The sequence below is a fragment of the Aporhodopirellula rubra genome, assembly GCF_014192335.1.
In the GTDB taxonomy this organism is placed as follows: Bacteria; Planctomycetota; Planctomycetia; order Pirellulales; family Pirellulaceae; genus Rhodopirellula; species Rhodopirellula rubra.
Window position 1 is genome coordinate 20,511 of the sequence record NZ_JACHXU010000023.1, and the last position, 14,539, is coordinate 35,049.

Genomic DNA, 14,539 nt, shown 5'->3' on the forward strand with positions numbered 1-14,539 from the left:
CCCATTTCTCGCCCTCGACAGTGGAAAGGCAGGAACCACCTGAAACGGCAGGATGCAGACGGAACAACTCCACCATGGCCTCAGCACCTAGACTCCCGGCAAGATCGCAATGTTTTGCGCAAAATCTCGAAATTTCCTGCGATTTTTCCGTGTGATGCACGGCATCGTCGTGCGACGAGCCTAGCACAAGACAACCGGCGCAGTGGCAAACCTCGGCCCGATCGCAAGTTTAGCGAACGCGTTTACAAAAAATGCCTACCGAGCCGACGTGTCGCCGCGAAGGCTGACTTACGAAATCGCCCTGACTTCGTACCCGGGTCGGTATTCGCGACTCAGGAACCGGTTTGCCAAATCCGCATGAGCGCCGACAAAACGTTCGTTCTTTGTGTCGTGCACGAGCGTCGGGCAGGATTTCAGTGTGCGAGCATCGACTCCAAACTTCGACAAGTGAGACGTCATGCCACCGACGAGATGATTCCATGCCGCGACCTCGGTATCCGCCATCAGTTGCTCCTGCGAGAATGAGCCACCTGCGCGAAACGCGACGTTAGCAAGGTTGCACCACCCGGTACTGAAGTGCCCGTTTTCGATAGGCGCATTCAACGTCGATGAATCTCGCGTTTGGACCGCGTCGATGAAGTTCTGAAGGTGGTCGGCAATGATCACGTTGTTTTCATGGAATTTCCGCATCACATTGCCATCGCGATCAATCGCCTGGCCGTTGCCCCGTTGACCGAGATAGAAACCTCCCTCGCACACGACGACGTACCCACTGCCCGGTGCGTTCGCCGGCCATTGGTCCGGTGACGATGCACTCGAAACATGCCAGGCCCCTTTTTCACCCGGCTTGACGGGAAGGTTACTCAGCGCGATCATCGTTGGGAACGTTTTCGTTTCTAACAATGCGAAGTGAACGTTCGGTGTTTGACCAGCGTCGTTCCATGCGACGCGACCGCCACCGACAGTGATCCGATCCGGCAGATCCTGCGAATCTTGGTAAGCGACGTTTCGCACGTCATCGAGAATGTGCACGCCCCAATTGCCCATCTCGCCGGTACCGGTGTTCCAATCCCAATGCCAATCGTAGTGCAACTGATTGCGATAGATCGGTTCCACGGCCGCAGGGCCGAACCACAACTCACGATCAATGTGCTTGGGGAACGGCAAAGGTTCGGCTCGTTTACCAACGGGGCCACGCAACCCCAAACGGTTCGCTTGAACGTATTGGATCTCGCCGAGCGTCTTCTCCGTGTGCAAGAACTCTCGAACTTGAGCTTGGATCGGATCGCTACGTTGCTGGGTGCCGAGTTGCACGATTCGCCCGTGCTTGGCAGCGGCATCGACCACCTGGCGTCCTTCCCACTGGTTGTGTCCGAGCGGTTTTTCGACGTAGACGTCTTTGCCGGCTTCGATGGCCCAGATCGCGGCAAGACAATGCCAGTGATCGCAGGTCGCAATCACGACCGCATCTACGTCAGGAGAATCCAACGCCTCACGCAAGTCGATCACAGGTCGGGCTTGATACAACGCCGCGGTCGTTTCGGCGCGCCCAATATCGGGGTCGGCCACGATCACAACTTTGGCACCGCGAGTCTTGTGCAGATAGGAAGCCAACTGACTTCCCTTACCACCGGCACCGAGTACGGCGATCCGGACTTCGTCATTCGCTGAGGCCGCATGGACTCTTCCCGCCAGCGACGCGGTCGCGATTCCGGCGGCGACTCCGCCTACGAAAGAGCGACGGGCGAGACGTGGCGGAGTTGTTTGATGTTTTGGTTTCATGAGCTTCGAACCGGAATAAGGGTACACGCACTCGCCAACTCCACGCATGCGGGCAACCTGTCGCCCGGTAGCGAGAATTAGTTTTCAAAAAGCTTGCAGTTTCACCGCAAAAAATGAAGCGCGATCGGGATATTTCTATAGGTTCGATAGCTCGAGCCTGAGTTTACCCGAAGTTCAACTTCCTTCAAGGGGCATTCCCCTTCCCTTTTCGTCACCATACGGGCACACGCGATACCGTTACGCCCTCGTCCTCCCTCAAAGGTCAACTTTTCGTGTTAAAGCAGAGCACCCTCGCAATCGTGTTACTGGCCCTCTTTTGCTGCCTTAACGGCTGCAGTGATTCCAACCCGTCTGTCATCGATACCGACCAACTCTCGGCTGAAGAAGCAGAAGAGCTGCGAATCGCAAACGAGGAATACGAGGCCTACATGAACGAATAAACAACACCTGCATCAACTGCGCCCGATGGGCGCCCCCTTATTACCCCTTGAAAAAATTATCATGAAGAGCGTCCGAAGAAAAAACGCTGGCTTTACGCTGGTCGAACTATTAGTCGTCATCGCGATCATTGGAGTCCTGGTCGGACTTCTCCTGCCGGCCGTTCAAGCGGCTCGCGAAGCGGCGCGGCGAATGAGCTGCAGCAATAATTTCAAACAGATTGGACTCGCGGTACATAATTATCACGCCGCGTTCAACCAATTGCCACAACAGGGCTGCGGATCGGCTGAGACCGTATTCGCGCCCGCCAACGCAAGCCAGTCGAGCGCTCGGCTGTACCTGAGCTGGCTCGTGGCGATCACGCCGTTTGTTGAACAACAAGCGATCTGGGAAAACATTTCCAGCGGCGTCGACTCCGACGGAACCCAGTTCCAACCGATGGGACCACAGCCTTGGGATCAATCCTTCACGCCTTGGATGACGGACATCCCCGCGTTCCGATGCCCGAGTGACCCTGGGTTCGGATTGCCCGCGAACGGCCGCAGCAACTACGGCGCGTGTATCGGAGACCACATGCGACTAACCAACAGCGGCGGACGCAACGAACGCGGCTTCTACGAAGGGCCTGATGACGACAACTGTGGCATGGACGGCGTCAGCCTCAGCGATGATTCGGCAGCAGCCATCGAAGCACGCGGAACTAACCGTGGAATGTTCTGGACTCGCCACTCAACTCGTTTCCGGGACGTTCTCGACGGACTTTCGAACACAATCATGGCAGGTGAACTCGCCACCAGCCTCGGTGCCAACGAAGTCAATGCGAACGTGGCTCACCTCGTCAACGACGGCCTGATTAGCGCGGCGAATTGGGACGTGCAACGATGCCTCGACCTCGTCGATCCACAACGGCCGAAGTTCTTCACCGCGGGCACGGAGTGCGCTAACAGTGCCGGGAAGTCCGCGCGTGGTTACGTTTGGGGCGACGGACGTTTGCTGTACACCTCGGTACAAACCATCCTCCCACCGAACAAACCGTCATGTGTTCGAGGACGTGACAAAGCTCAGGGCCTTTCCACCGTCGGCAGTCGCCACCAAGGCGGAGCACACGTGTGCATGGGCGACGGAGCAATCCGATTCATCACTGATTCCATTGAAGCAGGAGACTACAACACCAGGCCGCAAGTCGGTCGCGAAAGCCCGTTCGGTCTCTGGGGAGCACTCGGCACTCGCGCGATGAAGGAACAGGTCGAAGATTTCTAATCAACCTTCCGCGAGCTAAAGTTGCCTCATAGCCTCCTCGTCTCAGGACGGGGAGGTTTTCTTTTGCGGCATGTCAGTTCTGCAAGAGCGTTTGGCGGCAGCAAAGACTCGTGGTCTTAGGTGCGGGCAGCCTGGCGTGGACGCTGCTGCAGGGCATGTGCGCCGGCTATCTTTGCGGGGCGGCGGTCGACTGGAAGTGGCGGACCGATGTGAGTGCGACGCCTCGTTTAGCAGCTTCGTACCGGAGTGCTCGCTCAAAGAACGGGAACGCGTATCGCGAATTACGGCGAATGGCGTACTGTTCGATGGCGACGACAAGGCGGGTCTCGAGCTTTTCCTCTTCGACCAATTTCACAACGTATCGGATGTACGCAGCCTGCGTTTCCGTTGTCGCGTGCAAACGGTTTATCAATCGCTCTTCCAAACGTGCTGTGGAATCCATGTCGGCGGACAGGATCCGGGGAGCGGTGATTTGCGCTGACGCCGTTTGAACAATTCCGATGCAACCGATCAGAACGACCCAACGGATGCACGAGAGCGGGAGTCGAGCCGTGTTTGCGTCGCATACGTGGAATCGGTTCATCGTCAATCTCCAACTGAGTCGCATTATGTTTTTCGCGTTCGACATATCCTTCATGACGAGACGCTGCACCGTTGTCGTTAGCAAATCCGACTTGGGCGACGCAAGCGAAGAACCATGCGTCTTGCTTGTTTTTCAACAAAACGTGTCCCACACAGACGAAATTTCCATGAATCAACGAAAACAGCGTGGCAGAGCCAAAATTGCCCTGCCACGCTGTTGCTAACATTCTTTCAGTTCGTCGAGAGCCGAGCGAAAACCGTCTCGGAGATCCGGACTATATCAGAGCCGGATTTCACCCGGCAAAACCATCTCGCCTAGGGTGGTTCGGCTCGATTAGAACTGGATGACGCAGCCCAGGTCGACACCGTGAACGAACAACGAATCCGTTTCGAGACCATCGAATTGTGGTCGTTCAGCGGCTTCTACCGCACCGGCACCATCGAGCACCAAGTAGCCGGTGTTGATGTTGCGGTTAAGGTTGTCACCGATCATCAACACGTCATCCCACATGATGAACGAGTATCCGACGGAGAAGCTGACGTGAGGACGCAACTTGTATGCGAGCTTGATGTTGGCCTCAGGAGCGAAGCTGAAGTTGCTCTCCGAGATCGTTTGCTCAGCGTTGTTGGCGAAGATGCCACCAGGTTGATCCGCGAAACCAGAGCGGCCACGTGTTCCACGGCTGGTCCAGGTTTGGTCCATGTTACCCAAGTGAACCTTGGTCAACGCCGACAGAGTCCACGATCCACGACCAACAGTCGTCAAGAAGCCGACCTGACCGCCGAAGAATTCGTTTTCTGCGGTGATGTCGTCGTTGAAGGTGTAAACATCGCCTTGTCCGGCACCGACTTCGGTTTGAGTCGTCGTCGCGGCCAGGGTCAGGTTCTCTTCGATACCGAAGTGCGAGAAACCACCGATCAAATCGCTGCGGTAGCCTTTGCCGCCGAGCAATCGGAAACGGCCGTAACCTTCCGCACCGTACATTTCGAGCGTCGTGTTGACGCTAATATCGCCTTGGAAGTCGACTTCGCCCGCGGCGTTACCGTCGGTGAAAGCGATTTTGAGCGAGTTTTCTTGATCGGTAACGAGATCAGAATCGAAGTACGGAATACCGATCGAGCCGGCCGTTCCGTCGCCGCCCGCATTGTAGCTGTCTTCGGCTTCGCCGAGCATCCAGAAACGGCCGCCCATTCCGAAGTCTTCGGTCAGCATCACGCCACCGTCGAGACGGAAGCCGGCTTGCAGATCGCCACCGAAGGCGTTTTGTCCACCGAAAGCGGTCGTTGCACCTTGGTCCAATTCAGGCAGCACGCCTGCATCGTTTGTGCTGACCAACGGGATCGTCGATCGTACTTGCGGGAACCACAACAACGCTTCCGCTGTCATCCACGCACCTGTCTTGCTAGCGACGCGTCGCGACGGTGTGCACGCGACTGGGGCACAGGCAGCTGGGGCACAGGCGTTTCCGCAACTGCCACCGCAATCGCCGCTTTGACATCCGCATGACGCGGAGGCCATTGCGATGCCGCTTCCGACGTCACCCTGGTAAGTGGGCTGCGAGTCGCCGACGAACGATACCGGCTCGAGTTCCGACGGGAAGTACTGAGCGGGCTCAGCGGCTTCCTCATAGGAAACTTCGTTTGCGGTAGGTTCGGCCCTGTCATCGTTGTACAGGTCACCCACGTATTCGGAGCTTTCAGCGTAATAGGCGTCTTCGCCGAGATCGCCTACATAGCTGTTGTCAGCCGCATTCGCGGTGGTCGTTCCTGCTGACAGCATCGCTGTCAACGCTAGCATCTTCCATTTAGTTTTCATATTGTTCTTCATTAGGATTCTCGTGTAGTCCGGGAACACGGGATTGATCTGCATAATGGAATCGACCAATTCATCTGGAGTATTCAGATCGAACGGATCACTAGGAACAGATGACGCAAATTGCCTGAATTGAAAGAGATTGGCGGAACATCTTATCTATCCCCCCACAAATCTGGGTAAAATGCAGTTTCACGGCGATTGCACCTCGCCGAAGTGGGCAGTTAGCACGTAAAACCCTGAATCTCACTGTTGCTTTTTCTGGCAATAAAGCGAAATTCGGTATGTGCTGACACCGACCGTGCCTCATTCAGTGATCCGTTTCCTACTGCGATCCCTAACAACGTTGAAACGATGTCCGACTCGACCCTTTCCCAATCAGACTCTTCTGAAGAAACCGTTGCGAGCACCGGTGGCGTGGGAGCAATGGGCAGTGGAACAGAAGGCAGTGGAACAGAAGGCAACGGAACAGAAGGCGGCGGCCCCAAAGGCAACGAAAGCGACGACGGCGCAGTTGACGCCGGTGGCGCCAGTGGAATGACAACGCTCCCTGGCTCGACACTCTCTGAATCAGCTACGCCCGATCCGACGACGCCCAATCCAACGGCCCCCGATGTTGCGAACCAACGACGGTCGGGCGACCCGAGTGCCTCAGCGACTTCGTTTTTGTCGGCGCGGAACCTCCGACCGCGAATGATTCGATGGCGGCGGCAACTCGCACGCGTCAACGCATTTGAACCGATTCTGAAATCCGAAGACGACGCTACCATCCGCAAGCGCAGCCTCGCGTTGCGATACCGCGCGATGGCGGGTGAAAAACTCAGCACGCTGCTTCCCGAAGGTTACGCGTTATGTCGTGAGGCGGGACGTCGCGCGCTTTCAATGCGTCACTACGATGTCCAAATCGTCGGCGGCATCTCGCTGTTCGAAGGACACGTCGCCGAGATGCAAACCGGGGAAGGCAAAACGCTGACGGCGACACTGCCTCTGTACTTGCACTCGCTCGTCGGCAAAGGGGCCCACCTGGCGACGGTGAACGATTATCTCGCTCGTCGTGACGCGGAGTGGATGACGCCCCTGTTTGATATGCTCGGCGTTAGCGTTGGGATCATTCAAACCGAAGACGACCAAGGCGCACGCCGCAAGAGCTACTCGTGTGCGATCACCTACGGCACGGCCAAAGAATTCGGATTCGATTTCCTTCGCGACCGTTTGTTGCTGCGTGCACAAAACCGAATGCAGACTGAAATGCTGGGCGGCGGCGACGGGGGCTTCTCCGATTCGGGGGACCAAGTCGTGATGAGAGGCATGCACTTCTGCCTCGTCGATGAAGCCGACAGTATTCTGATCGACGAAGCCCGAACACCGCTGATCATCGGCAGCCTCGAGGACACCGTTCGCGACCAGATCGTCGAGTCGTATCGCTGGGCATCCGAACACGCGCCGAGTTTTGAGATCGACGAACATTTCGAAATCGATAACGAGACCAAAAAGATCGAACTCACCGCACGTGGCCGCGGTCGCGTGCGAGCGTTACCCAAGAGCGATCTCGTCCGCACAATGGGATTGGTTGATCTGTACGAATACATCGAGCGAGCGGTGAAGGTCCATCGCGAGTTCCTGCTCAACCGCCAGTACGTGATCCGCCCGAGCGAAAAAGATCCCAACGTTGACGAGATCGTGATCGTCGACGAATTCACCGGACGACTCGCCGAAGGGCGTAAGTGGCGAGACGGGATTCACCAAGCGATCGAGTCCAAAGAAGGAATCGAAATCAGTGTCCCGACCGGCCAGGCGGCGCGGATCACGGTGCAGGACCTCTTTCTACGGTACCCGCACCTCGCCGGAATGACCGGGACGGCCGCGACTAGCGCCAGCGAGATGCGGCGAATCTATCGCACGCCGGTCGTTCGCGTGCCCACCAACCGACCGCCACAACGGAAACAGTTGCCACCCAAAGTGTTCGGCACGTTGGAGTCGAAATTCCAAGCCATCGCGGAAGAAGTGCGAGACGTTCACGCGACAGGACGTCCGGTCCTGATCGGAACACGATCGATCGACAAAAGCGTGCTGCTGTCCAACCTGCTCAAGGAAATGGGCATCGAACATGAAGTCCTGAACGCCAACAACGTTGAACGCGAGGCCGAGATCGTCGCCGCCGCCGGTGGACTCGGACGCGTCACCGTCGCAACCAACATGGCCGGACGCGGTACGGACATTAAGCTCGCCGACGAAGTCGAGAGCCTCGGTGGCATGCACGTGATCTGCACCGAACTTCACGACGCCGCACGAATCGACCGCCAATTGATCGGTCGGTGCGGACGGCAGGGTGACCGTGGATCGTATCGCCAATACCTTTCGCTCGATGACGATATTCTCAAAGGCGGGCTGGGCGTACCAAAGTCTGAAAAGATGAAAGCACGCGGAGCCGCCAACACGGGATCAGCCGACCGACTCGCGAACATGTTCACGCGAGCTCAACGCAAAGTCGAACGCAAGCACTTTCGCGACCGCATGGTGCTCATGCACCACGAGAAAGAACGCAAAAAGATGCAGCGTGAGATCGGCCAAGACCCGTATCTCGATACCCCCGACTGATTCGAAGGCGAACGCGATTGTTCGGCTGGATCGATCGTGCGAGGGGCGGTCACTCCAGTCGTTTCTTGGATATCACGCGGATCTCTTTCGGTGTCAGTTCACGGAGATACCCTTTGTCGAGCACCCAATCGAACCGCCCCTGCGTCAACCGGTCGTAGACGCGGATCGCTTCGTCTTCACTGTGCGAGCGAGTCGTATAGTTCGCCAATCGTTCAACATGGTTCTTCCACGCCTTCATCAATCCCACCGATTCGGGCAGGTACACGGTGTCGATGTAGTCCAGCATGAAGGCGTCCTGCAAACCGAGATCCGATTCGCTCACTAGCGCCGTCATCAATTCTGTCGTCGGCACTGATGTCGCGTTCCTGCCGCCTCTGCGATTGACGACGGTGTTGAATTCGATCAGTCGCCGCTCTTCGACACCGTCCGCACCGGGCATCCGAAACCACTGCAACGTCGCGAACGTGGTCCGGTCCGAATCGAGGTAGATCGCCCACGCTGACTCCTTCGCACCGATGTGATCACCGATCGAAAACCGCAGTGCCGTGAAGCCGAGCTCATCGAGCTGTTCCAACCACGCCGCCCATCGTGACATCGGACGTGGCGGCATCGACTGCCGCTCCACCACCTCGTCATTGCCGGGGCCGCCGGATCCGTACGCGGGGATCACAGAGATACCGAGCCACTTCCGAACGCGAAAGTACAGCGTCACCCCGAATGCGATCGGCAATGGGATCGTCTTCTTGAGAAACCTCACCATTGTCGCGAACGGGATCGCATCGATTACCTCGCCGTAATACCGCGTGTTAGCCTGTCCTGGCTCACATTCTCGCTGCCGTCCACTCCGATCCGGTGCAGCCCACGGGCTCCCCTCGGCGTTCACAACAGTTCGCTCAAAGCTTCTTCGTCCTCCCTGACGTGAATTTCGATTTCGCTCAAACTCGGCATGCCTGCCGCAAGGAGCAGTTCCTCCAACCGAGTTCGACGCTCGGTCGGATCCAGCGGCCCCGCAACCGGAGCTCTAGCCCCCGATTCACCCTGTTGCCCGGCATGCATGCCGATCGGACCATCATTGAACTTGCGTTTGAATTTCCGCTCGATCAACTTAAAAACAATCGCGACGGCGACACAGACGATCAGGATCGTGATCATCGCCGCTTGCATTTTCCCGGCGATCAAACCAAACAACAGCACGGGAATGCACAGAATCACCGTCAGGCAACCTGTCGCCTTCACAGCTGTCTTTTTGACCTTGCCACCGAACATCGCCAGGACACTGCCCAAATCAATCCGCTTGGTCGACAATATCTTCGGTGTCAGTTTCGCCAACGCCTCGGCGTCTCTCATCGGGATCCCCGATGGCCCACTGACCCGACATTGGTCACTGTACCCTTCCTCGGACCAAGTAATATCCCATCCCCGCCATCCTCGCCTCAACGGCTCCAGGGTACGACGTGCCGCAATGTTACCCCAATACCCGATCTCACGCCGACCGAAGTCGAACCAGATCCCTTCGGTAACGACCGCTTCGGCGGGCACGTCTCCCGCACCCAACTCGATCAACTGCCGAATCGCGGCTTTCTCGCCTCGTATGATGTCCTGCGATATCTCATCGAGCTGTCGGTGACGGACGACACCTTGCTCGTTAATCAACGTCACCCAGGCGCGCGTCGTTTCGTCATCCATCTCATCGCGGCCACCATCCTCGAGATCATCGTCGTCGTCGAGATCGAAATCGTCGTCTCCCTCCGATTCATCGTCATCGTAGAAACCGGCGGCCTCGCGAACCGTCGACGGACGATCTACTATCTCATCTTCGTCCGTCTCGATCAGCCCCTCCTCGGCAACGTCGACGCCCGCGGCAATTGCGAGATCAGTGATCCCACGCGACGCATACTCGACTTCGTAACCGGGCCACGCCGCCCGCAATAGTTCGTGCAACACCTTGCCAACGCGTGCAACACCCAGGTCGTGATCGTCGCCGTCCCAAACTAGGTGTCGCCGATCGTGATCGATGACCGCACCACCACTCGATTCGGCAAACCAATCCTCCTCGTCTTCCTCTTGCACTTCCTCGCCGCTCAACCATTCGTCGAGTGCGTCGGGGCCCCACACGAGATTACGGAATAGGAAAACGTGAGCCCAACGATCGTAATAGAATCGCCGTTCCTGATCGCGTATCACAACGAAAACAGCAGGTTCGCTCAACGGACGATTCCCTCAGGAGTAGATATTTCTCGCAATGCCGCTCGGTGCGTGCCGAGCCCAGAAAGGACCGAAGCCTAGCGTTAAAAAGATGCCGACGCAACAAAATCGAAAGCCTGGAAACGGTTTCCCCGCCGTGGCAATTTCGCCAGAGCTCGTCGCGGGAACACCTGGAACGCTTGCCCACGCCCCCGTCACCTGCAACGATGAACGAGTCGCCCCGCGTACACAGACAACAACCCGCAAACGCGAACGACAGCCAACCCGTTCCATCACACGCGGAAGACGCCCAACGACTTCCGGGGAGCCCGACCGATGCCCAGCCAACGCTCGACGGAAATCAACGCAATGTCCCGGCACAGACCTCTCGGTGTGGCTAGCATCCACTTTGCGTTGGCGATCGCACTCGTGACGAGCATCCTGCAATCCGAGCCAGCGAACGCTCAGTTGATCCAGCAAACGATTCCGAATCAGAACATTGGCTCATCGTTTTTCGAAAACAACGGTGTCCAGTGGAATTTCAAGGGCCCCGGATTTTTCGCTAACTTCGGCGGCGGCAACGCGATCGCTCCGTTCGGTAACCCTGACTCCAACGCGGGATTGCGAACCGGAGTCGGCATCGCCGGTGGCGGGTTCTCCGGCGGCATTGGTTTGAACCTCGCCCAAGGCAGCAGCCGCAGCAACGTCTCGACGTCCGCATCCCTGACAACAACGGACGGCATGCCGGGATACATCAGCAGCCAAACCGTGCGTCCGTTTGTGACGGGCATCGTTCCGGTGGTGGGCGGGCAAGCGTTCACGTCGAGCATGCCGCCGCTGCCACCATCACCGACCGCCGCGTTTGGTGAATACCAACGGTCTCAAGTGGCCGACATGCAGCGTCGTAGCGCCGCTCATCAAGAATCGGTGCAAAAGAAGGCACAACACGCATTCGAGCGTGGGCAACGGGCCGAAGAAGAAGGCAACCTCAGAATGGCACGCGCAAACTACCAGAACGCTCTGCGCACCGCCCAAGGTCCGCTCCGTGTTGAGATTCTCATGCGAATGCGAGCACGAGGTTGGTAACCACGATGGCAGTGGCTTCGTTGCCCAACCGGTCGTAACGCAAGACCGGCAAATCGCATTCACGCGCATCAATCGTTGCCAGGCATAGAGATCACGCCAACGATATTGGCGCATGCCTTGCATCAAGAGGCCCGCGAGATCGCGGGGCAACGACACTCTTCTCGCTGGAGCACTTCAAATTTTGAACTGCCTGTCCACAGCAGTCTCGTCGCAGCAGACTCGCTCGCTAAAGAAGCGTTCACAGGACGTCGCCCACCGCCTGGTGACGGTGGTGAGTGCAAGAACAGAAATCCGCTATCAAACCCGACTCGGGCTATCCCGAATTAGAGCACACCGCCGTGGGTGCGGATGGGAGTCAAGTGACTCGGTGCGTCGAGTTGCCAGAACCGTTCCCACTCGTCGACTACAGCACGCAAGTTTTCCGAAGTGTAGAGCAACTGCTGCACACGACGCTCAGGTCGGGCGGAGTAGATTGGCAAGAAACAACCAACGCTGGTCGACACCGCGATCATCATGGTCAACCCAAGGATCATTCGCATGGCGGCCGAATGCAGCGTGGAGCGAGTCCGTGTCGCTGAGCCAGCCGAGTTTTTGGCTTCGGTGGCGTCGATCGCCTCTGTCGAAAGTGTCATCTGGGGTTCCTCCGTGAACAACAAACTTTCGCGACTCACTCTATCCCCAATTGCCACTAGGGCTGATCGGGCCGTCTGAATCGCGAGATGAATTTGAATTTTGACTTGAACTGGCGCTGGGTTTCGTTTCTGAGGCGGCTGGCTTGCCCTTGCTCGGGGTATTCGATTCTTCGGTCATGTCGAGCCAAGCCGGTCGGCCGGGCTCTTCGCTCAACTCCTGAACGCGTTGTTCCATTACCTTTCCGGGCTTGAAACTGACGACATATTTTTCAGGAACATGAACTTGTTGGCTCGTTTTAGGATTCCTTGCGTTGCGGGCCGCCCGAAGCTTAACTTCGAACACACCAAAATTTCGCAACTCAATTCTGCCTTCGCGAACCAAGGTCTCGACGATCGAATCGAACGTCCGTTGCACCACCTCTTTCGTCTGCTGCTGGGTCAATCCGAGTTCTTCGGAAATGACTCGCACGATCTCTTTTTTGGTCACTCCGTCAGCACTCCCAACCCAGTAGACTCGCGATGCTGCACAGCCTCTGGCCGCGTTCAACGAACGCAAACCTTTTATGCTGCACGACTTAGGAGTCCTCACTGTATTGACGTGGACGGGCGAGTGTCAAGGCGACGTGTTGCCGGAAAACAGGAGGAAATTTGAATCCGCCCTGAAAACCGCACTCGTAGCCGAGTAACCCGCACAATGGGTATCGACCGACACAATCGTCAAAGTCCAATCAATCTGACGAATTTCTGAAATCACGAGGACGAAATCCGCACCCAATTCCGAGCGTCCAGTCGTCCCCTCGCTTAAACCGGTTTTTCGGTCCGCCGAATCTCGATCTCATCGAGAGAATACAGCGTTCCGGCCCCAGCACCGGGGCAAACTTCGCACGTTTCCTGCCAATCGGCAGGCGTCGCCAGTGTGCTGTCCCAGAACGGCCACGTGCGACACTGAATCGGTCGCGAATTGTAGACCATGCAGTGCCGAGTCTTCGGCTCGAGGAAGATGCAATCGCCGTCGGGGTATTCTATCAAACTGGATTGGCGACCAACGCGGCGGGTGAATTTTTGCTCAAACTCATCCACCGACATCTTCAACTCAGCGGCCATGGCGGCAGTTTCGGCCTCGTCGATAAAGACGTACCCAGGCTCACCGCTGCAGCATTTCCCGCACTGGGTGCATTCGAATCGCAAGCCATCGGCATACCACGGAGTTTCGGCGGATACGGGCGTCTGCTGTGAAACTTGCTTTTTCTTATTGGGACGAGTCACGTGATTCAGCGTCGAAGGCATGATGTCGAGGGCACGAACGGACGTCGGTCGCGACAGAACGCCGTGACGGGCAACCGAGCCTCAAGCTAGCAAACCTACTCGTTCTATCAACCAGTCGCCCGCGACGGGCAACTCATTATCCAACCCGCCGCCCACTACGGTGCGGTGAAGAACGCGGCCAAAGGGGCCCGGCCACGGATCGCGTTTCGGTCGCGAGCGACGTTCTCGCGGAGGGTTCCGTCGCGGCCGATCGTTCCCGAGAACAACTGAACCGAGCTTTGCGGTGAATCGTTTCCGCTGGATTCGCAGCCATTGTCGAACTTACCGTCGTCAATATCTTTTCCCGCCGCAATCATTTCGTCTGCGGACATCAAACCGTCGACCACGTCATTGCGGATCGCACCTTGTTCGCCCGACTGACCTTCGCTCGGCTCGGCAACCTCGGCAACGTCCAAGAAAGTGCGAACACGATTGGTCGGCGATGTGACGACATCGGCTTTGCTGGCCTCGTTGTCGTTTGCCTTTGCGTTCTGAGCGGCGTCCGCGGAGACAATCGCGTCGGCGACCGATTCGCCTAATTCTGCTCGCAGAACTCGGACATCCCGTGGGGCGTCGATGCCGAGGCGAATTTGGTTGTTACGCAACTTGATGACGGTGATCGTGATGTCGTTGCCGATTTTGATTTGTTCGTTGAGTTTTCGTGTCAGAACCAACATGGCATTCTCCTTTTTGCCCAGGTCTCTCAGACGCCCCAAAGGGAGCGACGTCAGAACCAGGATTGAAACTCGAAAAGATGTGAAAGGCGGGGGCTACCCTGAGAAGTCCATCCTTCTCGGGGCAACGAAAGAGTGTTAACGCAACCGTGATGCCAAACTCTGGAATGAAACCCGTATTTTGT

Annotated in this window: 13 protein-coding genes; 4 read left to right on the forward strand and 9 right to left on the reverse strand. The window is 57.2% G+C overall.

From position 1 onward, the window contains the following. Positions 1–288: 288 nt before the first annotated feature. Positions 289–1,782, reverse strand: coding sequence for a Gfo/Idh/MocA family protein (locus FHS27_RS24280; protein WP_184307930.1), 1,494 nt, complete (start codon positions 1,780–1,782; stop codon positions 289–291). A gap of 272 nt (positions 1,783–2,054) precedes the next feature. Here FHS27_RS24280 and FHS27_RS24285 point away from each other — a divergent pair, with 272 nt between their 5' ends. Then, positions 2,055–2,222, forward strand: coding sequence for a hypothetical protein (locus FHS27_RS24285; RefSeq protein ID WP_184307932.1), 168 nt, complete (start codon positions 2,055–2,057; stop codon positions 2,220–2,222). Positions 2,223–2,283: 61 nt separating this feature from the next. Continuing rightward, entirely contained in the window at positions 2,284–3,480 is a 1,197-nt protein-coding gene (locus tag FHS27_RS24290; protein ID WP_184307934.1) for a DUF1559 domain-containing protein, read from the forward strand. 166 nt (positions 3,481–3,646) lie between these two features. Here FHS27_RS24290 and FHS27_RS24295 read toward each other — a convergent pair whose 3' ends face one another. Beyond that, positions 3,647–4,063 carry a hypothetical protein gene (locus FHS27_RS24295; RefSeq protein ID WP_246420785.1) on the reverse strand — a complete coding sequence of 139 codons (417 nt, stop codon included), beginning with the start codon at positions 4,061–4,063 and terminating at the stop codon, positions 3,647–3,649. A gap of 333 nt (positions 4,064–4,396) precedes the next feature. Beyond that, positions 4,397–5,878 (reverse strand): BBP7 family outer membrane beta-barrel protein, encoded by a 1,482-nt coding sequence (locus tag FHS27_RS24300; RefSeq protein WP_246420787.1) that lies wholly within the window; start codon positions 5,876–5,878, stop codon positions 4,397–4,399. A gap of 534 nt (positions 5,879–6,412) precedes the next feature. Between FHS27_RS24300 and FHS27_RS24305 the strand changes: the two genes are divergently transcribed. Then, positions 6,413–8,473 carry a preprotein translocase subunit SecA gene (locus FHS27_RS24305; protein WP_390854478.1) on the forward strand — a complete coding sequence of 687 codons (2,061 nt, stop codon included), beginning with the start codon at positions 6,413–6,415 and terminating at the stop codon, positions 8,471–8,473. Between the two features lie 49 nt (positions 8,474–8,522). On the opposite strand, the gene FHS27_RS24310 is transcribed toward FHS27_RS24305, so the two are convergent. Further along, entirely contained in the window at positions 8,523–9,203 is a 681-nt protein-coding gene (locus FHS27_RS24310; RefSeq protein ID WP_246420791.1) for a hypothetical protein, read from the reverse strand. A 149-nt stretch (positions 9,204–9,352) separates the two neighbouring features. Continuing rightward, positions 9,353–10,681, reverse strand: a complete 1,329-nt coding sequence (locus FHS27_RS24315; RefSeq protein WP_184307942.1) for a hypothetical protein — start codon at positions 10,679–10,681, stop codon at positions 9,353–9,355. Between the two features lie 345 nt (positions 10,682–11,026). On the opposite strand from FHS27_RS24315, the gene FHS27_RS24320 reads away from it, so the two are divergent. Next, positions 11,027–11,743 carry a hypothetical protein gene (locus FHS27_RS24320; protein ID WP_221225354.1) on the forward strand — a complete coding sequence of 239 codons (717 nt, stop codon included), beginning with the start codon at positions 11,027–11,029 and terminating at the stop codon, positions 11,741–11,743. Between the two features lie 323 nt (positions 11,744–12,066). Here the strand turns inward: FHS27_RS24320 and FHS27_RS24325 are convergent, their stop codons facing one another. From FHS27_RS24325 to FHS27_RS24340, 4 genes are all read right to left on the reverse strand, one after another. Continuing rightward, a complete protein-coding gene (locus FHS27_RS24325; RefSeq protein ID WP_044255185.1) occupies positions 12,067–12,375 on the reverse strand; it encodes a hypothetical protein in 309 nt (102 codons plus the stop codon). Positions 12,376–12,415: 40 nt separating this feature from the next. Beyond that, positions 12,416–12,862, reverse strand: a complete 447-nt coding sequence (locus tag FHS27_RS24330; protein WP_184307945.1) for an HU family DNA-binding protein — start codon at positions 12,860–12,862, stop codon at positions 12,416–12,418. A gap of 314 nt (positions 12,863–13,176) precedes the next feature. After that, positions 13,177–13,662, reverse strand: a complete 486-nt coding sequence (locus tag FHS27_RS24335) for a YkgJ family cysteine cluster protein (protein WP_246420793.1) — start codon at positions 13,660–13,662, stop codon at positions 13,177–13,179. Positions 13,663–13,796: 134 nt separating this feature from the next. Continuing rightward, a complete protein-coding gene (locus tag FHS27_RS24340; protein ID WP_184307947.1) occupies positions 13,797–14,357 on the reverse strand; it encodes a carbon storage regulator in 561 nt (186 codons plus the stop codon). Positions 14,358–14,539 lie beyond the last annotated feature (182 nt).

Excerpts from the sequence above, each read along its gene's own strand:
- FHS27_RS24280 (WP_184307930.1), bottom strand. The coding sequence starts at position 1,782 with ATGAAACCAAAACATCAAACAACTCCGCCACGTCTCGCCCGTCGCTCT.
- FHS27_RS24290 (WP_184307934.1), top strand. The coding sequence starts at position 2,284 with ATGAAGAGCGTCCGAAGAAAAAACGCTGGCTTTACGCTGGTCGAACTA.
- FHS27_RS24295 (WP_246420785.1), bottom strand. The coding sequence starts at position 4,063 with ATGAACCGATTCCACGTATGCGACGCAAACACGGCTCGACTCCCGCTC.
- FHS27_RS24300 (WP_246420787.1), bottom strand. The coding sequence starts at position 5,878 with ATGAAAACTAAATGGAAGATGCTAGCGTTGACAGCGATGCTGTCAGCA.
- FHS27_RS24305 (WP_390854478.1), top strand. The coding sequence starts at position 6,413 with ATGACAACGCTCCCTGGCTCGACACTCTCTGAATCAGCTACGCCCGAT.
- FHS27_RS24320 (WP_221225354.1), top strand. The coding sequence starts at position 11,027 with ATGTCCCGGCACAGACCTCTCGGTGTGGCTAGCATCCACTTTGCGTTG.
- FHS27_RS24325 (WP_044255185.1), bottom strand. The coding sequence starts at position 12,375 with ATGACACTTTCGACAGAGGCGATCGACGCCACCGAAGCCAAAAACTCG.
- FHS27_RS24335 (WP_246420793.1), bottom strand. The coding sequence starts at position 13,662 with ATGCCTTCGACGCTGAATCACGTGACTCGTCCCAATAAGAAAAAGCAA.
- FHS27_RS24340 (WP_184307947.1), bottom strand. The coding sequence starts at position 14,357 with ATGTTGGTTCTGACACGAAAACTCAACGAACAAATCAAAATCGGCAAC.